This window comes from Acinetobacter sp. (genome assembly GCF_036666595.1).
Classification (GTDB): Bacteria; Pseudomonadota; Gammaproteobacteria; order Pseudomonadales; family Moraxellaceae; genus Acinetobacter.
The window spans coordinates 129,565-151,660 of record NZ_JAVWVO010000003.1 but is presented as its reverse complement, the minus strand read 5'-3'; the positions used below and the strand labels follow the sequence as shown (position 1 = coordinate 151,660).

At 41.2% G+C, this 22,096-nt stretch carries 21 protein-coding genes; 4 read left to right on the top strand and 17 right to left on the bottom strand.

The features are described 5' to 3' along the window. Nucleotides 1-3: 3 nt before the first annotated feature. From dnaB to ppsA, 13 genes are all read right to left on the bottom strand, one after another. On the bottom strand, nt 4-1,449 hold the full coding sequence (dnaB, locus tag RR876_RS05930; protein ID WP_332476806.1) for a replicative DNA helicase: 1,446 nt from the start codon (nt 1,447-1,449) through the stop codon (nt 4-6). A 273-nt stretch (nt 1,450-1,722) separates the two neighbouring features. After that, nucleotides 1,723-2,169 carry a 50S ribosomal protein L9 gene (rplI, locus tag RR876_RS05925; RefSeq protein WP_004696433.1) on the bottom strand — a complete coding sequence of 149 codons (447 nt, stop codon included), beginning with the start codon at nt 2,167-2,169 and terminating at the stop codon, nt 1,723-1,725. Nucleotides 2,170-2,178: 9 nt separating this feature from the next. Beyond that, nucleotides 2,179-2,406, bottom strand: coding sequence for a 30S ribosomal protein S18 (gene rpsR / locus RR876_RS05920; RefSeq protein ID WP_004278792.1), 228 nt, complete (start codon nt 2,404-2,406; stop codon nt 2,179-2,181). Between the two features lie 11 nt (nt 2,407-2,417). Then, nucleotides 2,418-2,804, bottom strand: coding sequence for a 30S ribosomal protein S6 (gene rpsF / locus RR876_RS05915; protein ID WP_004696436.1), 387 nt, complete (start codon nt 2,802-2,804; stop codon nt 2,418-2,420). 144 nt (nt 2,805-2,948) lie between these two features. After that, nucleotides 2,949-3,704 carry a DUF3142 domain-containing protein gene (locus tag RR876_RS05910; protein ID WP_332476803.1) on the bottom strand — a complete coding sequence of 252 codons (756 nt, stop codon included), beginning with the start codon at nt 3,702-3,704 and terminating at the stop codon, nt 2,949-2,951. Between the two features lie 7 nt (nt 3,705-3,711). Continuing rightward, nucleotides 3,712-5,820 (bottom strand): hypothetical protein, encoded by a 2,109-nt coding sequence (locus tag RR876_RS05905; RefSeq protein ID WP_332476802.1) that lies wholly within the window; start codon nt 5,818-5,820, stop codon nt 3,712-3,714. A 112-nt stretch (nt 5,821-5,932) separates the two neighbouring features. Then, nucleotides 5,933-6,811, bottom strand: a complete 879-nt coding sequence (cyoE, locus tag RR876_RS05900) for a heme o synthase (protein WP_332476801.1) — start codon at nt 6,809-6,811, stop codon at nt 5,933-5,935. Nucleotides 6,812-6,821: 10 nt separating this feature from the next. Further along, a complete protein-coding gene (locus tag RR876_RS05895; protein ID WP_026056475.1) occupies nt 6,822-7,151 on the bottom strand; it encodes a cytochrome o ubiquinol oxidase subunit IV in 330 nt (109 codons plus the stop codon). Continuing rightward, on the bottom strand, nt 7,148-7,768 hold the full coding sequence (cyoC, locus tag RR876_RS05890; protein WP_004696446.1) for a cytochrome o ubiquinol oxidase subunit III: 621 nt from the start codon (nt 7,766-7,768) through the stop codon (nt 7,148-7,150). The genes RR876_RS05895 and cyoC overlap by 4 nt, the downstream gene beginning before the upstream one ends. 4 nt (nt 7,769-7,772) lie before the next feature. Continuing rightward, a complete protein-coding gene (cyoB, locus tag RR876_RS05885; RefSeq protein ID WP_332476800.1) occupies nt 7,773-9,761 on the bottom strand; it encodes a cytochrome o ubiquinol oxidase subunit I in 1,989 nt (662 codons plus the stop codon). A gap of 3 nt (nt 9,762-9,764) precedes the next feature. Further along, a complete protein-coding gene (gene cyoA / locus RR876_RS05880) occupies nt 9,765-10,838 on the bottom strand; it encodes a ubiquinol oxidase subunit II (protein WP_004696450.1) in 1,074 nt (357 codons plus the stop codon). Between the two features lie 301 nt (nt 10,839-11,139). Beyond that, complete coding sequence (locus tag RR876_RS05875; protein WP_332476799.1) at nt 11,140-11,907, bottom strand: RDD family protein; 768 nt, start codon at nt 11,905-11,907, stop codon at nt 11,140-11,142. A 344-nt stretch (nt 11,908-12,251) separates the two neighbouring features. Then, nucleotides 12,252-14,630 carry a phosphoenolpyruvate synthase gene (gene ppsA, locus RR876_RS05870; protein WP_332476798.1) on the bottom strand — a complete coding sequence of 793 codons (2,379 nt, stop codon included), beginning with the start codon at nt 14,628-14,630 and terminating at the stop codon, nt 12,252-12,254. A 156-nt stretch (nt 14,631-14,786) separates the two neighbouring features. On the opposite strand from ppsA, the gene RR876_RS05865 reads away from it, so the two are divergent. Together RR876_RS05865 and RR876_RS05860 are read left to right on the top strand one after the other, a co-directional pair. Continuing rightward, on the top strand, nt 14,787-15,623 hold the full coding sequence (locus RR876_RS05865) for a pyruvate, water dikinase regulatory protein (RefSeq protein WP_005400687.1): 837 nt from the start codon (nt 14,787-14,789) through the stop codon (nt 15,621-15,623). Nucleotides 15,624-15,755: 132 nt separating this feature from the next. Further along, nucleotides 15,756-16,421 carry a hypothetical protein gene (locus RR876_RS05860; RefSeq protein WP_332476797.1) on the top strand — a complete coding sequence of 222 codons (666 nt, stop codon included), beginning with the start codon at nt 15,756-15,758 and terminating at the stop codon, nt 16,419-16,421. A gap of 34 nt (nt 16,422-16,455) precedes the next feature. Here RR876_RS05860 and RR876_RS05855 read toward each other — a convergent pair whose 3' ends face one another. The 4 genes from RR876_RS05855 to RR876_RS05840 form a co-directional block, all read right to left on the bottom strand. Continuing rightward, nucleotides 16,456-17,019, bottom strand: coding sequence for a flavoprotein (locus RR876_RS05855; protein WP_332476796.1), 564 nt, complete (start codon nt 17,017-17,019; stop codon nt 16,456-16,458). A gap of 229 nt (nt 17,020-17,248) precedes the next feature. Then, complete coding sequence (locus RR876_RS05850; RefSeq protein WP_332476795.1) at nt 17,249-18,250, bottom strand: LLM class flavin-dependent oxidoreductase; 1,002 nt, start codon at nt 18,248-18,250, stop codon at nt 17,249-17,251. A 285-nt stretch (nt 18,251-18,535) separates the two neighbouring features. Further along, nucleotides 18,536-19,063, bottom strand: a complete 528-nt coding sequence (locus tag RR876_RS05845) for a hypothetical protein (RefSeq protein WP_332476794.1) — start codon at nt 19,061-19,063, stop codon at nt 18,536-18,538. Between the two features lie 224 nt (nt 19,064-19,287). Continuing rightward, a complete protein-coding gene (locus RR876_RS05840; protein ID WP_224468886.1) occupies nt 19,288-19,716 on the bottom strand; it encodes a hypothetical protein in 429 nt (142 codons plus the stop codon). A gap of 460 nt (nt 19,717-20,176) precedes the next feature. On the opposite strand from RR876_RS05840, the gene prfA reads away from it, so the two are divergent. Continuing rightward, nucleotides 20,177-21,265 (top strand): peptide chain release factor 1, encoded by a 1,089-nt coding sequence (prfA, locus tag RR876_RS05835; protein ID WP_332476793.1) that lies wholly within the window; start codon nt 20,177-20,179, stop codon nt 21,263-21,265. Further along, nucleotides 21,265-22,083, top strand: coding sequence for a peptide chain release factor N(5)-glutamine methyltransferase (prmC, locus tag RR876_RS05830; RefSeq protein WP_332476792.1), 819 nt, complete (start codon nt 21,265-21,267; stop codon nt 22,081-22,083). The genes prfA and prmC overlap by 1 nt, the downstream gene beginning before the upstream one ends. The last annotated feature ends 13 nt before the right edge of the window (nt 22,084-22,096 follow it).

Genomic DNA, 22,096 nt, shown 5'->3' with positions numbered 1-22,096 from the left:
TAATTATTCCTCATCATCGTACTGAGCATAAAACTCAGGGGATAAGTTGCTAAAGCGGGTGTATTGGCCTTCAAAAGCAAGTCGAACGGTACCAATAGGGCCGTTACGTTGTTTACCAATAATAATTTCGGCAGTGCCCGCTTCTTTGGACTCTTTGTTATAGACTTCGTCACGGTAAATAAACATGATTAAGTCGGCGTCCTGTTCGATCGCACCGGATTCACGTAAGTCTGACATCACGGGACGTTTATTTGGACGATTTTCGAGGGAACGGTTAAGCTGAGACAATGCAATGACGGGACAACTCATTTCTTTGGCTAGTGCTTTTAAACTTCGTGAAATTTCACCAATTTCACCGACACGGTTATCACCCATGCCTGGTACTTTCATTAGCTGTAAATAGTCGACCATAATACAACCCAGTTTTCCACCATGTTGCTTTGCAATCCGGCGCGCACGTGCACGTAATTCTGTAGGTGGAAGCGCAGAAGAATCATCAATATATAGATGCTTATCTTGAAGTTGTAGAATAGTACCCGTGACTTTAGACCATTCATCACCATCCATTTTACCTGAACGTAAATGTCCTTGATGTACGCGCCCCCAAGAAGAAATTAAACGCATAGCAATTGAATCGGCGGGCATCTCCATGGAAAAAACAAGAGCGGGTAGGTTATTGTTAAATAAGACACTTTCAACTAAATTCATTGCAAGTGTAGTTTTACCCATTGATGGACGGGCAGCGACAATAATCATGTCACCCGCTTGCATGCCTGATGTTTTATTGTCGAGTTCAAGGAAACCTGTAGTTAAACCTGTGATGCTACCTTCCATTTGCGATAGCTCATCAAGTTTAGTGATTAGGTCTGCAGTCACACTCGCAATCGGTTTTGGGCCTTGTGCTTTGGCATTATTATTATGTTGTTCTGCAATCGAGAAAATATTAGTTTCTGCTAAATCTAAAATTTCACTGACACTACGACCTTTGGTGTCATAGGCATTTTGTAAAATTTCAGAGCTGACTTTAATCATGCTGCGTAAAGTCGAAAATTCTTTGATTTTAGTGGCATAAGTTTCCATGTTATAGAAACTAGACGGGGAGTCTGCCATCAATTGCATCAGGTACTCTTCACCACCAACCGCATCGAGTAGGTTTTGTGTGGTGAGCCAGTCATGGACTAAAACCGCATCATAGGGTGAGCTGTCTTTGGAGAGTTGCGCAATGGCGCGAAAAATATATTTATGGCGCGTCGCATAAAAGTCATTTTCAGTCAGTACATCGCCAACTTGTTCAAAGGATTCAGCAACCGTCATTAAAGCGGCAAGTACGGCTTGTTCCAATGCTAAGTTATGCGGAGGTGTACGGAATTCTTTCAGTTGCCCTGACTCATTCGGTTTATTGTCTTGTTTCGATGAGCTCTTTTGAGCAGTGGCATTCGCCTGTGACATATAACGCCCTGATTTTTAATACAGTAAGAGGGATAACTTAAGATAAATTTCACTGTAAATTTGGAAAAAATTACAGCCATTTAACTCTATGCACTTTATCAAAAAATGCAGCTGCTGTGTGCTGAATTCAAGGCTTATGGATAAAACCCATAATATTCAAATTTGGCATTTTGCGGGGCAGGCTGATGAAGTTTTAAGCTGAGCGAAGAAACTACTTTTTCATAGAGATAAAAAAAAGAGCATGCAAAAGCATGCTCTTTTTTTTGCAAGAAATTACTCAGATACGATAGTAACGAGAACTTCAGCAACAACATCATGGTGCAATTGGATTGCGATGTTGAATTCGCCAGTGTGACGAAGTGCACCGTTCGGTAAACGAACTTCTGCACGGTCAACTTCAAGACCAGCATTTGTTAACGCGTCAGCGATATCACGAGTACCGATAGAACCGAATAGTTTACCTTCGTCACCAGCTTTCGCAGTGATTACGATGTTAACTTCGTCTAATTGGCTAGCACGTGCTTGAGCAGCAGCTAAAACATCAGCTTCAGCTTTCTCAAGTTCAGCGCGACGAGCTTCAAAAGCAGCAGTGTTAGCTTCAGTAGCAGCTACTGCTTGACCTTGAGGGATAAGGTAGTTGCGGCCGTAACCAGCTTTAACTGAAACTTTATCGCCTAATTTACCAAGGTTTTTAATGCGTTGTAATAAGATAATATCCACAGCTCAACCTCACTTATGATTGTCAGTGTAAGGGATCAAAGACAAGTAGCGAGCTTGTTTAATAGCAAGCGCTAATTGACGTTGGTAACGAGCTTTAGTACCTGTAATACGGCTAGGAACAATCTTGCCGTTTTCAGTGATGTACTGTTTTAAAGTGTCGATATCTTTGTAGTCGATGTACGTAACGTTCTCAGCTGTAAAGCGGCAGAACTTGCGACGACGGTAAAAACGTGCCATTGATGTTCTCCTTATGCTTCAGCAGAGTCTTGAGCTTGTTGTGCTTCTTCACGTTGAGCTTTACGCGCACGTTTTTCTTCAGCACTCTTAGCCAATAGTGACTCTTCAGTGATAGCGTTCTCACGACGGATGATAAGGCTACGAATAATTGCATCGTTGTAACGGAACAATTCTTCTAACTCATCAAGAGTAGTTTGACCACACTCAACATTCATAAGAATGTAGTGAGCTTTGTGGATCTTGTTGATTGGGTAAGCCAATTGACGACGGCCCCAGTCTTCAAGACGGTGAATTTGACCTTCAGCTTCTTTGATGTGAGTTAGGTAGCGTTCTACCATACCAACGACTTGATCGCTTTGATCAGGGTGTACTAAAAGTACGATTTCGTAATGACGCATTGTCAGCTCCTTACGGTTTAAACAGCCCCTAACAAAAAAGTTGTTAGAAGCAAGGAGTCACAACCAAGGTTGTGTCGCATTAGATGCGAAGGGGGAATTTTAGAGACTTTGCTCGCCAAATTCAAGAACTTCTCTTAAAAAGCCCTAATTATTTTGAGGTTTTGAGCGCAAAAGGAAGACGACATAGCCTTTAAAGTTTGTATCATTTTCAAGCTTGGGCGGTCTACGCCATTCACCGTATTGAACGATGCCAATTTTATAAGGTAGTTTCAGTGCTGAAACTTTTTTTAGATAAGCTGCATAATTGGGTAAGGTGGTTGAACCTTGATAGGTTTGAATGACCAACTCATCGATGGTGTTATTCAGGAGGTTTAAAGTCTCCTGATTTGTCACATTGGTCCAGTCCATTAAGCCCGTGATACTGAGTTGATAGTGCTGAGGCAATTGTTTTCTTAATTGACTTAAGAATAGGGCATATTGGTGAATGTGTTTGGTTTTGGCGTCAAAATCAATTTGTATGCCTTGAATATGATTCCCTGCATTTTCCCATTGCTGAACGCGTTTTAAAATGTGTGTAAGCTCTTGGCCTTGCCAGTCTAAATGATAATTACGAAAAACCAGCCACACCTTTTGCTGAGGAATCGTTAAGACGCTTACGCCTTGCGGTATGAGTCTAGAGTGATGTGTTTGGGAATCTAAACGGATCTCACCTTGTAAAACATAAATTTCTTTAGCGGCTTTGAGGTAAGGGGCTGATGAAATATTGCCCCAAATCCAAAATGCATCATAGTCTTCGGCATTTACCCGACTAGATGTTGAAGCTGACTGACTCGGCTGACAAGCCATGATGCTCAGCATACAGATCAGCGTCATAACAATTGAAAAAATCTGCTTCAACATATATGTCTTACCAGTAATACTTTAAAGATTGTGCCCAAGAGGTACTTGGATAGTCGCGTTTAATGTGGTCAAACCATTGTTTACGGGTAGATTTTTCAACCTCTGCATCCTGACAGTCATTCATCCCGCTTGGTGAGTAACACATGATTGAGCGATAAAGAGCATAAGCTTTTAAATCGGGTACAGAACTGGATTTGATGATGTCTTTATACACTTGGCCACGGGTAAAAATTGCACCTTGGAAGCTAGCAGTTTCTTTTTCTAAAGCGGTGACATAGCTTATGTTGTAGCCTTGAGTCGAGCGCGCATATTCGCCTAAACAAAGTCGGAGCTTTAAATCTTGAGGTGAATTTTCAAGTTTCTGAGTCAGGCTGAATAAATCAGGGCATTGAATTTGTGGCGTGATTTTTGTTCCTGCCCAAATGAAATCACTAAGGGGCGGTTTATTTTTATAGTTTGTATATGTTTCTGAGTCATATTTATACTTCGCGGCATCTTGTGGTAGCAGTACAAAGGCTTGATTAAACAGTTTAAAATTTTGATGTACCAATGACTTTTGCAAAGTTTTATATAAAGCTAAATTTTTTTGATCTGTATTTGATGCTTTGCTCTGTACAATTTGCATTAAGCTTTTTTCATTGGCTTTATTTTCAATAAAGCTTTTTTGCAATGAAGCTTGTTTGATTTTAGCATCTGAACCGATGAATACGTTCAAGCTTTGCTGTTGGGCATAATGTGGATATAACATCAGCTCAAATAAGCCATGTTGTTCAACTTCTTTCGATTGACTAAGCCAACCTTCCCAATATTGTTGCGCATTTTGAGTTTGTCCGAGTTTCTCTAAAATACGACCTTTTAACAATATTTGACTGAGTTGAAGGTAACTCTTGATTGCATTAGAGGAATGTTCTGGCAAATATTTTAAAGCTTCAGCTGGTTTGTTCTGTACAAAGAATAAGTGATTGGCTTGTAGGTATTGGAACAGTTCTGGCTGACTCTTAAATAGTGTTTTTTGGTTGTTGAGTTCAGACCAACTTAAGACTTTATCTTCTGCCGATGTTGCCTGACGCATTTGCATTAAATCTGAAATGGTCAGAAAGAAGGGATCTTTTAGATTTTTTGGATTGAATGAGCGGCTTTGAAAAACATGGCGATCCATTTCAAAGGCTAGATTATCGAGCTCTAAATTATAGTATTTGGAATCAGGGTGATTGATTTGCCATGCGAGTTCGTTGGTCAGGAGTTCGGTATTTCCACTCAGCCAATAACAACGACGTAGTAAGCCGCGTGCACTTGCCGCATATTTTCCCTCAGGAAAGCGTTTGAAGTAGGTCGTGATATGCTCATAGGTGTTTTTAAGTAAAGTCTGATCTACTTTATCGATTTTTAAGTCACCATATTCACCGACACCCGACTGATAGCTTTCATTGAGGCTGCTACGAATCAGCATATATTGCGATGTTTCTTTGATCCAAAGCTGATCAACCGTAGTTAATACTGAGTAAATTTTAGTAGCTATGGAAAAGTTACCATTATAAAAGGCAATGGTTGCATTTAAATAAGACGCATACTGACGTGCTTGTATAGACCAGTTCGGATTGACTTGGATGAGGGCAAGATCACGGTCACAGGCCGAGATATTTTGTCTTTCTTGAATCAGTAAATCTTTTTCCGTTTTGCTGAGATTTTTGTCGGCTTTCACCTGCTGGGTAAATTGATCCGCACCATTGTCTAAACTACTGCAATGTTCTTGGTAGGGTGTCTTTACATTGCTTGGTTTTAATCGGGCATTCGGTCGTTTATTGGTTACGCTTTCAAACAATGTTTTAGCCGCAAATGGTACGTTGCTATATTCAGTTTCCCAAAGTGGACTATTTGGCTGATTAAAATTCAATTTGGCCAAACCCATGTCGCTCAGGAGTAAAAGCATATTGGTTTGATTGTCATTGGCGGGCGTGAGCGCAGGCAAATTGTCACAGGCTGTATAGGCATTGGTTTGAATGTTGGTCGATGGGTAGCAAGTAACATCAAAACCAGAAAAACTGTGTGTACTATAAGCAAGAGTGATAGGGAATAGACTAATAAAAATAGATTTTTTTAAAAATTGTGATGGCATTTTCATTGCAGAGCATGAGTTATTGTTGTGTCTGCTATGGTAACAATTTAAAGACTAGACTTAAATATTGAATAAGTTGAAATAAAAAAAGATAGAGAGAACTCTATCTTTTTTAAAACAGCGGCAAATGTGGAGCAGGTGAGACATAACTAAAACTAAAACTAAAACTTAATGCAGTAATTAAAATCACTGAATATAAGAAATAGCGTTTTGCCCAAACCTGATCATTTTCAGCTTTAAAACCAATGATTGATAAATATACCCAATAAGCACAGAGTGCGTTAAAGGTGATAAGAAAAAACATATTGGTATAGCCAAAACAATACAAACCATTTAACACCGCAGCAAACAGCAAGACATAAATCAAGCTTTCAACTTTCGTGCGGAAAATTGAACGTGCTACAGGTAAAATTGGAATGCCTGCATTTTTATAGTCGTCAAAGCGGTATACCGCAATTCCCCATGAATGAGGCATTTGCCAAAGTGCATATGCTAAGAAAAGCAACAATGCGGCAACATCAAATTCATTGGTCACAGCTGTATAGCCGATCACTGGTGGACTAGCACCAGAAATACTTCCAATCACGGTTTGGTGAATGGATGTGCGTTTGCTCCATAGACTATAAAAAATCACATAAACCACAAAACCAAGTACAGCAAAGCCAAAGGCATAAGCATTAACAAAGAACCAGAGTAGGGCGAAACCTAATATTCCAAGCACAGCAGAAAATGCCAAAGCAACGGAAGGACTAATGGTTTTTTTAACTAATGCACGGTTCATCGTCCGTTCCATCTTTTGATCAATATCTTGATCAATGACGTTATTGACGACACAGCCAGAAGCAACAACTAGTGTTGTACCGAGTAGGGTGATGAGAAGGAGGAGGAAATCTACAGACCCCTGAGCGGCTAAAAAGAAGCCGCCCAGAGTGGTAACGAAGTTACCAAAGAGAATTCCTGGTTTAGTCAGGAATAAATACTTTTTCAACATGACGATCAGTTTAGATCATCATGTTGTAGTGTAAGTAGTTCATAATCCATACAGAGCCGACTAGAAGTACAGCAATACAAAGTACTGTATAGATAAATGCAATCACGTTCCAACGTTGCTCTGAAGATGAGTTCATGTGCAAGAAGTAAACTAATTGAACTAGAACCTGAGCAACCGCTGTAATTGCGATAACCGCCATAACAATACCGCGACCAAAACCACCAGCCATTACCATACCGAATGGAATTACGGTCAGGATAACTGAAAGGATAAAGCCGATCGTGTATTGCTTGGTGTTACCGTGTGAAGCACCAGCTGAGTTATGATCGTGACTCATTATAGAACTCCCATCAAGTAAACTACGCTGAATACACAGATCCAAACGATGTCAAGGAAGTGCCAGAACAAGCTTAGGCAAGCAAGACGACGAGTGTTTGGAAGAGTCAAACCATTTTTCTTGATCTGAATCATCAAAATGATCATCCATACCAAACCTGAAGTTACGTGAATACCGTGCGTACCTACTAAAGTAAAGAACGACGATAAAAACGCACTTACGCTTGGACCGTGGCCAGCATGAACTAAGTGATTAAACTCATATAGTTCCATGCCGATGAATGAAGCACCGAATAACCAAGTGATCGCTAACCAAGTTAAAACTTGGTTGACGTTCTTTTTGTATGCAGCAAGAACCGCAAAACCAAAAGTTACAGAAGAGATCAAGAGAGCGAAAGTTTCAGTTAAAACGAAACCTAAAGACTCACCGAATAATTCTTTTGCACTTGGTGTGCCCATAGGCACATGGCTACTTAAAACAGCGAATGCAATGAAGAGTGTGCCGAATAGAATCAAGTCACTCATCAAATAAGTCCAAAAACCAAAGACGGTGATGTCAGTATCATCGTGGTGATGATGCTCATCGTGTCCGTGGTTTTCGTGATGAAGTACGTCAGCCATTGTCTTAGTCCTTCTTCAAATGTTTTTCAAGAATCGCGTAACGTTCATTTTCAATACGCTCAACTTCAGCAGCAGGAACATAGTAGTCCACTTTCTTCGTGAACGAAGACGCGATGAAGCTGATAATAGCAGCGATGAACATCACAACAACTAACCACCAGATATGCCAGATTAAACCAAAGCCCATAACAGTAATGAACATGGCAATCACAACACCAGCAGCACGATTCGTTGGCATATGAATGTCTTCGTATGAAGTAGGTTTCGCATACGCTACGCCATTCTCTTTGTCATTCCAGAACGTATCAATACCATTGATTGTTGGAAGGTGAGCAAAGTTGTAGAACGGAGCAGGAGACGAAGTCGCCCATTCAAGTGTACGACCATCCCATGGATCGCCTGTAAGGTCGAGGTTGTCGTTGCGTTGTAAGTAACCAACAACAATCTGCATAACGAAACATGCAATACCAATCGCGACTAACACAGAACCGAAGAATGCAATAGCAATGTACGGATCCCATTCAGGGTTGTCATATGTATTCAAACGACGAGTCATACCCATGAAACCAAGGATATAAAGTGGCATGAATGCAAAGTAGAAACCGAAGAACCAGAACCAGAACGCAGCTTTACCCCATGCTTCATTGAGCTTCCAACCAAACATTTTCGGCCAGTAGAAAATGATGCCGGCAAACATACCAAACACCACACCACCGATAATTACGTTATGGAAGTGAGCAATCAAGAACAATGAGTTGTGTACAAGGAAGTCCGCAGGTGGAACAGCCATTAATACACCAGTTAAACCGCCAATACCGAATGTTACAAGGAAGCCAAGCGTCCATAACATAGGAGTAGTGAAGGTGATACGACCCTTATACATCGTGAATAACCAAGAGAAGATTTTCACACCAGTAGGAATCGCAATAACCATGGTCATGATACCGAAGAACGCATTCACGTTCGCACCAGCACCCATGGTGAAGAAGTGGTGAAGCCATACTACGAACGCAAGTACTGTGATCGCAATTGTTGCATACACCATTGATTTGTAACCGAACAACGTTTTACGAGAGAACGTTGAAACAACTTCAGAGTAAATACCAAATGCTGGTAATACTAAGATGTAAACTTCTGGGTGACCCCATGTCCAAATCAAGTTTACATACAACATTGGGCTACCACCCATGTCATTTGTAAAGAAGTGGAAACCGAAGTAACGGTCAAGCGTTAACATTGCAATTGTTGCTGTTAACACTGGGAATGACGCAATGATCAATACAGCTGTACACAAAGATGTCCAAGTAAAGATCGGCATGTCCATAAGTGACATACCAGGCGCGCGCATTTTAATGATGGTAACGAAGAAGTTAACACCCGTTAATAGCGTACCTAAACCTGAAATTTGAAGTGCCCAGATATAATAGTCCACACCCACGCCTGGAGAGTATTCGATACCTGAAAGAGGAGGATAAGCCATCCAACCTGTTGCAGCGAATTCACCAATTGCAAGAGATGCCATCATTAAGCCTGCAGCACCAGCAAATAGCCAGAAGCTTAGAGAGTTTAATAATGGGAAGGCAACGTCACGTGCACCAATTTGAAGTGGTACAGAGATGTTCATTAAGCCAACAACTAGACCCATTGCTACGAAGAAGATCATGATTACACCGTGTGCGGTGAAGATCTGATCGTAGTGTTCTGGGTGTAAATAACCTTCACCGCCACCTTTTGCAAGGAACAGTTGAAGACGCATCATAATCGCATCGGCGAAACCACGCAAAAGCATGATGATCGATACGAAAAGATACATGATACCAATTTTTTTATGGTCGACTGATGTGAACCATTCGTTCCACAAGTAGCCCCATTTTTTAAAGTAGGTAATACCAGCAAAAACTGCGATACCACCCAAGATCATCATTGCAACTGTGACCAGTACAATTGGATCGTGCGGAATAACGTCCGGACCTAACTTACCTAAGAAGCTCATGTCTTATTCCCCTACAACTGATGAAGCAGGTTCAACAGCGGCATGTGCTTCAGATGAAGCAGCCCCGTGAGCACCCGCAGTCGCTGAGTGATCAGCACCGTGATAGTTGCTCATATATTTGCTGATGACTGACTTAAACAAGCCTTCCTCTACAGAAGAGTAGTAAGTCACAGGGTGTGGCTTAGTTGGATAAGGCTTCATTGCCTCAGCAGCAGCCTTCTCTTCAGGAGTTTTTGCTTTTGAAATCAAAACTTCAATTTGGTGTTTACCACGGTTACCGTCACGTAAAGACTCAAATTCAGCTTGATCTAAAATTGTTTTTTGTACAGCTTTAGGATTAATGCTTGTACCGTTACCTGCTTTAACTGCAGCAACCCATTCAGCGAATTGAGCGTCAGTTACAGAGTGAGCACGGAAGCGCATTTGCGAGAAGCCGTAGCCTGAATAGTTTGAAGAGAAACCGCGGTAGCCTTCAGCTGGGCTAGTTCCATCTGCTAACAAATTCAAGTGCGTTTGCATGCCTGCCATTGCATAAATTTGACCACCTAACGCAGGGATGAAGAACGAGTTCATCGTGAAGTTAGAGGTAATTTTAAGTGCAACTGGGGTTTTTTCAGGGAAACGAATTTCGTTAACCGTCGCAATGTTAAGATCAGGGTAAATGAAGATCCATTTAAACTGTTCTGCAATGACTTGAATATTTACAGGTGCTTTATCAGATTCGAGCGGACGGTAAGGGTCATACTTGTGTGAACCCCACCAAGTTAACCAAGCCAGAATACCAATAATAATGACAGGAATACCCCAAACTACAATTTCAATTGCAGTAGAGTGTGCCCATGTAGGTTTATAGTCTGCATCTTTATTCGACGCGCGATATTTCCAACCAAACCATAATGCCATTACGACTGATGGAATAACCACCAATAGCATTAAATAGATCGCAGTCATCATTAAGTCAGATTGACCTTGTGCAACTGGACCTTTTGAGTTTAGAAGTACCATATCACCACCACACCCAGTTAAGAGCGCGGCGATCGCAGATAAAGACAATACAGCTAAAATCGTTTGTCTCATTTTACAACCTCGGTGAAGAGTCCCATTCCCTAATAAAATTGGGATAGCGATTAAAGTGTCGCATGATTGAAAAGTTTCTTTTTAAGTCTAAAAACACTTCTCAATCATAAGACACCGCTACGTTGTAGGGCATTATGCCTCATATCGACAAACTAAGCTATACGTAAAGATGCTTTAAATGACTGTTATAAAAACCGATTTTTTCACTCGGAATTTTATAATTTCTTTGTGGATTTTTTTTGAATATCAATAAACTGCGGAAAACTGAGGTGAGCCAAACCTCAGCTTAAATATGGTCAAATTACTGCTTAATGACCTTGGTTTTCGCCAGCTTATCGTGCAAAGTTTGACGCTTTGCAGTTAAACCAAAGACGTGATCGGCGATGGTAATAAACGGCATGAACAGCATATTGAGCACAATAAAGACAACGCTGCGTAATGTGAATACACGCAAAAGGCTGACTTTTTCGTTCGTTTCAACGTCTACAATTTTAATTTTGGTGATTTTTTTACCAATGCTTTGGCCACTTTTGGCTAAGAAAAAGGCCTGTATGCCGAGCATAATCAGCAGGTAAATTCCCATGGTGGTCCATGCTTCAGTTGGAATCAAACTGAACAGTTGTGCTTGCAGTTCACTGGCCTGTGTTGCTGTGGTAGCCGCTTGCATTTTTTGCTGAATTTCAGTGAGTTCACCAAATTTATCTGCTTGTAAAAAGAACGAGGGAATCGCAGCGGCAGGGAGCCAAAGAAGTAAATCAATGACTTTGGCTAAGACGCGTGTACCTATCGATGCCAGTTCAGGTTGAGCAACTTTCGCCGCTGTACGGTTTGGTTGTGAAAATTGATTTGGCGTATGCATTGGCTCAGGAATAGGGGGCTGAGGTTGATAACCTACAGGTTCATACGCCAGTTTTCCTTGGGTGAGTTCACCTAAAGCTTTCCATTCAGGCATACCCTGATGCCAAACTAAATCCGTCAATAAAACTTGTTGGCTTGCGAGCATCTGATTCAACTGCTCTAAGGTATATGGACCGGCTTGTTGATTATTTCGTGCCAAGTAAATCTGCATATAAACTTAATCTCAAAATATAAATTGGGATATTCAAATAATAAATATATTTGTTTTCAGATTAAAAACAAATAAAAAATCTATGATAAAACATGCGGATAGTCTAGAGAATTTCAAGCTAAAATTAACCAAAACTACACAAAATGCAGGACAGTGTAGCAAGGATTATGCTGCTTCTTCTAGCTTTATCGCAATGGGATCTGTTCTCAATCAAGATGTTGATGCATAAGTATCAAACTTAGTCTAAATTTTTGTATCAATATGCTTGTTTTAATGCGTATGCGTTCAAAGAGTGGATATAAAAAAAGACCCACAAAAGGGTCTTTTTTTATCGCATCAAAAAGTTAAGCTTTTTGAACTTTTTCTTCTGCAAGGAAGAACCAAGTGTCTAATACTGAGTCAGGGTTAAGTGATACAGATTCTATACCTTGTTCCATAAGCCATTGCGCAAGATCTGGGTGATCTGATGGGCCTTGACCACAGATACCCACATATTTGCCTGCTTTACGGCATGCATGAATTGCCATAGAAAGAAGTGCTTTTACTGCTGGATCACGTTCATCAAATAGGTGAGACACAATACCAGAGTCACGGTCTAGACCAAGCGTTAACTGAGTTAAGTCGTTTGAACCGATAGAGAAGCCATCGAAATGTTCAAGGAACTGTTCAGCCAATAATGCGTTTGTTGGTAACTCACACATCATGATCACTTTCAGATCATTTTCACCGCGTTTCAGTCCGTTTAACGCCAATAATTCAATTACACGCTTCGCTTCGTGTACAGTACGAACGAAAGGAATCATGATTTGAATATTGGTTAAGCCCATTTCGTCACGTGCTTTTTTCAACGCGCGGCATTCTAATTCGAAGCAGTCACGGAAGTTGTCAGACACATAACGACTTGCACCACGGAAGCCCAACATTGGATTTTCTTCTTCAGGTTCGTATAACTTACCACCGATCAAGTTTGCATATTCATTTGACTTAAAGTCAGACATACGAACAATCACAGGCTTATCTGCAAATGCTGCAGCAAGGGTAGAAATACCTTCAACCAGTTTTTCAACATAGAATTCGATTGGCGATGCATAACCCGCTGTACGTGCCATTACCGCAGCACGTGTTTCACGTGGCAAGCTGTCAATGTTCAACAATGCTTTAGGGTGAACACCGATCATACGGTTAATGATGAACTCAAGACGTGCAAGGCCAATCCCTTCATTTGGAATTTGTGCAAAGTCAAATGCGCGGTCAGGGTTACCGACGTTCATCATGACTTTGAACGGAAGCTCTGGCATAGATTCGATTGAATTGGTTTGAATTTCGAAATCTAAAGAACCTTCGTAGATGAAACCTGTATCACCTTCAGCACATGAAACAGTTACTTCTTGACCGTCTACTAGAACTTCAGTTGCATTACCACAACCTACGATTGCTGGCACACCCAATTCACGCGCAATAATAGCTGCGTGACATGTACGACCACCACGATTAGTGACAATTGCAGCTGCACGTTTCATTACTGGTTCCCAGTCTGGGTCAGTCATGTCAGATACAAGCACGTCACCGTCTTGTACTTTGTCCATTTCTTTAATAGACGTAACAATTCGTACTTTACCAGAACCGATACGTTGACCGATTGAACGGCCTTCACAAATCACTGTGCCTTTTTGCTTCAAAAGGTAGCGTTCCATGGTGCCAACGTTTTCACGACTTTTCACAGTTTCAGGACGTGCTTGAACGATATAAATTTGACCGTCATCGCCATCTTTTGCCCACTCGATGTCCATTGGAGAACCATAATGGTTTTCAATGATCAGCGCTTGTTTTGCAAGTTCTTGTAGTTCATGGTCATTTAATGCGAATTGTTGACGCTCTTGTTTTTCAACATCCACCACAACAACTGATTTACCCGCAGAAGCTTCTTCGCCATAAATCATTTTTTGGTGTTTAGAACCAAGATTACGACGGAGGACAGCGTGCTTGCCTGCATTTAAAAGGGGTTTAGAGAGGTAGAATTCGTCAGGGTTTACTGCACCTTGAACAACCATTTCACCCAAACCATAAGATGCAGTGATGAAGACTACGTCACGGAAACCTGATTCAGTGTCGAGTGTAAACATTACACCTGCTGCACCAGTTTCAGAGCGGACCATACGCTGAATACCAGCAGATAAAGCCACAACATCATGCGCAAAGTTTTGGTGTACGCGATAAGAAATTGCACGGTCGTTATACAGTGATGCAAATACTTCTTTGATCGCGATCAATACGTTGTCGATACCGCGAATGTTTAAGAAGGTTTCTTGTTGGCCTGCAAAAGATGCATCTGGTAAATCTTCTGCTGTCGCAGAAGAACGAACGGCAACCGCGATGTCTGGGTTGCCGTTTGAAAGCTCTGCAAATGCTTTACGAACTTCTTGTTCGAGTTCTGTCGTAAGTGGAGTATCTACGATCCATTGGCGAATTTTTGCGCCTGTTTCAGCAAGAGCATTTACATCATCAACATTGAGGACTTTTAACTCTGCATTGATTTTAGCGTTTAGGCCACTTTGCTCGAGAAATTCACGATATGCTTGAGCTGTAGTAGCAAAGCCACCTGGTACAGATACACCTGCATTTGATAGGTGGCTGATCATTTCACCTAAAGATGAGTTTTTCCCACCTACCAGTTCAACATCGTGTTTCCCTAATTTTTCTAGACCAATTACGCGCGCTTCCAAAGTTGTTACTCCACTTTTGCAGTATTTAATCACTATCTTGGCATCAGATTATAACAAATCTACTTAGCTTTTTGATTTTACTAAGCGACAGTCATGTAAGATCGGTTTACTATAAAGATTATATAGCACTAAGACAAATTTTTGAGGAGAATTTTAATGTCGGGAAGTAAACAATTTAAGCGGAGTGTTTTTTTTGTATCTGATGGTACTGCAATTACCGCTGAAACCCTTGGGCACTCGCTATTGGCGCAGTTTCCAAATGTTGACTTTGACATTCATATTATTCCTTATATTAGCTCTGAAGAAGCTGCTACAAATGTGGTTGCTGAGATCAATTTAAGGGCACAACAAGACGGACAAAAGCCACTGGTTTTTGACACTTTAGTCGACCCGTACGTGCGTGACATTATTAACACTGCAAATGCTATAAATCTTGATGTATTTGAAGGGCTTATTAGTAAATTGTCTGAAGAGTTGGGAACACCGCCTACAACTTTAGTCGGACAGACCCATGCGGTGACCGATTCGGAGTCTTATAAAGCACGTATTGATGCGGTGCATTTTGCTTTAGATAACGATGACGGTGCACGTACACGCCACTATGACAAGGCTGACCTGATTCTGATTGGGGTATCACGTTCGGGTAAAACGCCGACATCAATTTATTTGTCATTACAGTTTGGGATTCGTGTTGCAAATTATCCTTTGACCGAAGAAGACTTAGATGACAACCGTTTACCTGCGGTACTTCGCGCGCATAAACAGAAGCTTTTTGGTTTGATGATTGATGCGGAACGTCTGGTTGCTATTCGCTCTGAACGTAAAGCCAATAGTCGTTATGCAAGCTTCAGCCAGTGTCAAATGGAGCTTCGTGCAATTGAAGGGATTTATATCTCTGAAGGGATTAAATACTTAAATGTCTCGGAAATGTCGATTGAAGAAATTTCAACTCGTGTACTCCAAATGACGGGTTTAAAACGTCGCATTGGTTGATATTGTCATTACATTATAAAGCGTCATATTAATGGTGCTTTATAATGTTAATCAATATAAAAATACAGATTAGATCAAATGAAAATAATATCAAAATGCCTATTAGGTGTATTTTCTTGTGCTCATTTTAATATGGCTTTATATGCGCAAAATATATCAATTGAGCAGGCCATTGATCAAAAATATGCAGCGCTAGATTTTTATGTGGTGAATCAACAGCTCGAAAATGATGTAGTTGATTTAATCCGTGAAAATGCAGAAAGTTATGCTTATTCTTTCCCCAAATTGACTGAAAATCTTAGACTAAAGATTAATGCCTCACCGGACCAACTGCTTAAATTCTATACCTTTGATGTAGGTGGTGGCGGTACCATGGGTGAATTTTCATCTTATGTGCAGGTGAAATCGAGCAAGTTCACTAAACTTCAACCTTTAGAAACAGGCTATATTTTAAAGATTGACCAAGTGAAATGGGGTGCACAACCGATTTATCTGATTCAAAGTTATTACAAAGGCGATAGTTGTCACGGTCTCTATCAAATTCAAGCCTTTAAAATGCATGCCCAAGCTTTGACAGCAACACAAATTTTCCAGACCAAAAACCAGCAACTAAGTTCGATTGAAGTAGATTATGACTGTCATTATGACGAAGAGCAGCGCGGTTCATATATTCGTGTTTCAAAAGACTTAAACAAGATTGATATCACTTTATTAGATCAAAACAGCCGCCCGACTGGAAAGTACTTACGTTATCAGCGTTCAAATACAGGCTATCAGTATACAGGTGTGACGAAATAAACAACGGGTAAGTAGGGAAACTTACCCTATATGGTTAATGGCTATAGGTGGTAATGATCACATCGACTGGATATTCGGCGCCATCTAAACTTTGAATATCATGTTCTCGAATTTTGACTATTGGCCAAGTGATTAGCTTACAGTTGTCGCGCTGTAGGGCATGATAATAATGATCGGACTTAAAAAATTTAAGTTTATCGGCAGCGGAATTAGGTTTAAGTTGATGTCTAAGCCATGGGTCTTGAACTTGGGTTTCTAAAAAGCGTAAAGCTAGTAGGCATTTGATCCGTGTGTTAAATAGGCGTCGGTTCTTAATAACCAGTGGATGTTGGATTAAGCGTTGAATTCCGCGTTCCGTTTTCGGCAAGATGAATTGTGGTGCATTTTGAAAAACATAGACCGATTGAGCGACCTGACAAATCGATTCGAGGGCAGTTACTGTATGCTGGTTTGTACCAATAATTGCGACACGTTGTTCAGTAAAAGTATGTTGTTTAATTTCTGAAGCAGCAATCAGTTGCCCTTTAAAATGCTGAAAATATTCGGGATGATTTTGAAATAAACCAGATGCGTTGTCTGTTGAATGCAAATTGACCATGCTCGATCCTTAATTGTTTTTTATCGTCTTTCCTTAATTTATTATTTTTAGTGCTTTTGCTCTAAAAAGGCAAAGTGATAAATTGTCTGAGCAGTCACGCTAACTTTAGTCTAGACATAGCAGCAGTTTTGCAGGGCTTTAAAGATCTTTTAGATTTTAGCTATTCATTTATGCACGTCGCCTTATGGGTATGCATTAATACGCATAAGGCGATTAGCTTCATTTGTACTTAGCTATTTTTGATCTGCATGAGACGTTCAAAGTTTTCTAAACGTTTGTCCGTGTCATAGATGTCACAGGTGAAAATGAACTCATCGACATCATATTCTAAAAGAAGCTGTTTCAAGCCTCCTTTCACCGTGCCATTGGAGCCGATTTGCGCCATGGCATAAAAACTGTCTACTGACATTTTTTCCGCAGGTGACCATAGACCGTCCATACTGGCAATCGGTGCTTTTAACTTTAAACTTTGACCGCGCATGAGACCTAAAACACGTTGGTAGGCACTGGTCGCTAGATATTCAGCTTCAGCATCGGTTTCAGCAACGACCGTCGGGACACCCATAGATACATAAGGTTTGGATAAGTATTCAGAGGGTTCAAAGTTTTCACGATAGAGCTGAATCGCTTGTTTCAGCATACGCGGTGCAAAGTGTGATGCAAAAGAGTAGGGAAGACCGAGTTTTGCAGCCAGTTGTGCACTAAATAAACTTGAACCGAGTAGCCATACAGGAACATGTGTCCCTTGCCCCGGAGTTGCAATGATGCGCTGATTTGGCTCAGCGTCCTTAAAGTAATGCAGAATTTCTAAAACATCTTGTGGGAACTGATCTTCAGTTTCTTGACGGCCACGGCGAAGTGCGCGCATGGTCACTTGGTCTGCACCCGGTGCTCGACCTAAACCTAATTCAATCCGGTTTGGATAGAGTGTTGCAAGTGTACCGAATTGCTCCGCTACGATCAGTGGGGCATGGTTTGGGAGCATGATACCGCCAGAACCCACTTTTAAGGTTGAGGTATTTGCGAGTAAATAGCCGAGTAGGACCGCAGTTGCAGAGCTGGCAATACCATCCATATTATGATGTTCTGCAAGCCAAAGTCGGCTATAACCTAAACGCTCAGCTTGTTGGGCCAATTTTAAGCTATGCTGTAGAGTGAGTTGTACAGTTTGATCTTCGCGGACAGGCGCTAATTCTAAAATAGAAAATTGAGTCTCGGACAACGTGCGCATTCTACTTCTCGGTTTTGTTGTATATATCGAAATAATACGATATAACTGTTATTTTGTATATCGATTTTATTCGATATTCTGGTTGTTTTGTATAAGGTGCTGATTTAAAAATGAAACTAAATATCTATTCAGCATCGTTGAACCGCACTAGCCACACATGCGTTTAAAATAAAAAAGTGGGTTACTGTATTTAGCATAACAATGCGGTATCTTTTTGAGTGTAGTTGTCAGATAAATAAAAAGCACCCGAAGGTGCTCTTTTATTTGAAAAGGTTTTGTGGGTGCTTAACGTTTCCCGTTTTTGTACCAGCCCAAGTGACGGCCATTGTCACCACGGTAGTTGCGATCATTATACTTATAATTGTTGTTACGGTAGCCGCGACTGTCATAACGACGATCATAACGGTCATCGTAACGGCGGTCATATTCATCATCGTAACGGCGGTCTTCAGAGACTTTTTTACCTAGAACTGCGCCACCCGCTGAACCTAGACCTGCACCAATATACCCACCATTGGTACCGCCCATGTTTTTACCTACGGTATAACCACCAGCACCACCGAGTGCTCCACCAATGATTGCACCATTACGGTCACGTTTGTTGGCTGAAGCGGCTGCACCTGCACCACCACCAATGGCAGAACCAATCATCGCGCCTGTTTGTCCACCCATTTGATTACCAATCGCAGCACCGACAACACCACCTAATGCAGACGTTAGTGCAGTATTGGTTGTATTACCTGCATATGTTGTGGTCATCGTTAATGCAGAAGCTGCAATTACGGTACTCATTAAAATTGATTTAATTTTCATTTTTAAACTCCTAAGAGCATGTCTATTTTGTCTTGATTTCACTTTAGCGAAACAAGTTGGAAGAATAATGAAGAGAAACTTTATCGAAACCGTTGCTTTGATAAGTGCTGTGTAACGACTCTTCGTATTTTCTACCAGTTTGGCTAGAGTGTTATTGCGTCTAAATCTGTGCCATAAAAAAGCACCCGAAGGTGCTTTCAATGACATCTTTACGATGCGGTCAATTAGTGGTGTTTACGGTGTTTCTTTTTCCATTTTTTACTTTGGTAAGAATCATATTGTTTGTCTTTTGAGATTTTGTTGCCGAGTGCTGCACCGCCCGCTGCACCTAATGCAGAACCAACGTAACCACCATTGGTGCCGCCCATGCTTTTACCTACGGTATAGCCCGCACCACCACCGATGGCACCGCCAATAGCAGATTCAGTACGGTGACGTTTGTCACTTGCAACTGCTGCACCACCCGCGCCACCTAATGCTGCGCCAATAGTTGCACCAGTTGTGCCGCCCATGTTTTTACCAATTGCTGTCCCTGCAACACTACCTAAAGCACTTGCTGCCGCAACGCGAGTTGTGCTGTCTGCATATGCAGTTGCAGTAAACATAGATGCCGTTGCTAATGTTGCTGACATTAAAAGTGTATTTAGTTTCATGTGTTTCTCCATGTCCAACATTGGTTGAACTGTCGTACTTTTTCGATGTGGCTAATGTAACAAAAAGATTCCAGTTAATTGTGGAGAGTTAAAACTAAATTGAAACCCATTGGTTTCTTGTTTGTATCAGTTTTATTACAAATGTGAATAAGCAGAATGAAATTTATCCGAAATCATGCAAATGTGGATAAACCTAGGAGTGATGTAGTTCACACTCTGAATTTTGAGCTGAAATGACCTATTTAAAAGCTGTATATGAAATAAGCTGTTTTGCATTTTTTAAGCGTTAGTAAGGGCATAAACACGCTTTAAAAGTGTATCAATCCACTGAGGCGTATAAAGTAAACGTCGCTCAGGATTGAATAAAGATGTTCTTTGCGTGATAGAGCCGTTAAACTAAGCGCAAATTTTTTGGTGCTGTGAAACTGTATTGCAGCCTTTATATTGAGATATTTTCCTAATGAAAGAATCGTTACGTTTACGATTAGATCAACTTTCTGACCGTCACGAAGAATTAACAGCATTACTTGCAGATGTAGAAGTCATTTCGGATAACAAACGCTTTCGTCAGTTGTCACGTGAACATAGTGATTTAAGCGAAATCACAGAAGTGTGGAGCAAGTACAAACAAGCTGAAGCTGATATTGAAACGGCTGAAGCGATGCTGTCAGATCCTGATTTTAAGGAAATGGCTGTTGAAGAAATTAAAGAAAATAAAGCCATTATTGCGTCTTTAGAAGCTGATTTAAATATCTTAATGATTCCGAAAGATCCAAATGATGCGAACTCTGCATATTTGGAAATTCGAGCAGGAACAGGTGGTGATGAGGCCGCTATTTTCTCGGGTGACTTATACCGTATGTATAGTAAATACGCTGAATCACAAGGCTGGCGTATTGAAGTGTTGTCTGAAAATGAAGGCGAACACGGTGGTTATAAAGAAATTATTTGTTTGGTGAATGGTGAAGGCGTTTACGGTCGCTTGAAGTTTGAAAGTGGCGCGCACCGTGTACAACGTGTACCTGCAACAGAGTCACAAGGTCGTGTACATACTTCGGCGTGTACCGTTGCGATTTTGCCTGAAATTGATGTCGATACAACGGTCGAGATTAATGCATCAGACTTACGTATTGATACCTACCGTGCCTCAGGTGCGGGTGGTCAGCACATTAACAAAACCGATTCAGCTGTGCGTATTACCCACATTCCAACAGGAACGGTGGTGGAATGTCAGGAAGAGCGTTCGCAGCATAAAAACAAAGCCAAAGCGATGGCGTTACTTGCTTCACGTTTGGAAAATGCAAAACGTGCAGCGGCTGATGCAGCAACTTCTGAAATGCGTCGTGACTTAGTCGGCTCGGGTGATCGTTCAGAGCGTATCCGTACCTATAACTACCCGCAAGGTCGTATGACTGATCACCGTATTAACTTAACTTTATACAAGTTAGACGCGGTTATGGAAGGCGATTTAACTGAACTATTAGATAGCTTACATCGTGAATATCAAGCAGATCAGCTTGCGATGCTTGCACAGCAGAATGGTGGATAATGAATATTGCCCAAGCTTTGGCTTTACGTGGTGAAGCCGAGAGTTACGAACGTCAAGAGAACGCATGGTTGCTGGAACACATTACCAAAATTGATTCTTTTGATTTAGTTATGAAAAAAGATCAAGTGCTGACCGATGAACAAGAGCAGGCCTATGTTGCTGCCTTGGCACGAATTGAAGCAGGTGAACCTTTGGCTTATGTGACAGGTTCACAGCCGTTTTGGACGCTAGATCTGATAGTCACTCCTGACACCTTAGTGCCACGTCCAGATACCGAGGTACTGGTAGAAACTGTCTTACGTTTAGACTTACCTGAAGATGCACGCATCGTCGATTTAGGTACGGGGACGGGTGCGGTTGCGCTTTCATTGGCCAGTGAACGGGACACGTGGGATATCACGGCTACCGATATTTATGAGCCAACTTTAGCTGTTGCGCAGCAAAATGCAGAAAAGCATGACTTAAATGATGTGACTTTTGTGTGTGGCAGTTGGTTTGCACCGCTAAATCGAAAGTTTTTTGATGTGATTGTCTCGAACCCGCCGTACATCGATGCTAATGATGCCCACATGCAAGACTTAGCAACTGAGCCTGAACGTGCCCTAGTTGCGGCAGATCATGGTTTGGCTGATTTGAAAGTCATTATCCAGCAAGGCAAAAAGCACTTAACCCTTGATGGTTGGGTGGTGCTTGAGCATGGTTATGATCAAGCTGACGCTGTACAGAAAATATTTAAAGAAGCGGGCTATAAACAAGTCCGTACGGTGAAAGATTATGGTGGGAATGATCGCGTCACTTTAGGGCAGTGGACACAATAATTTCATTGTTCCC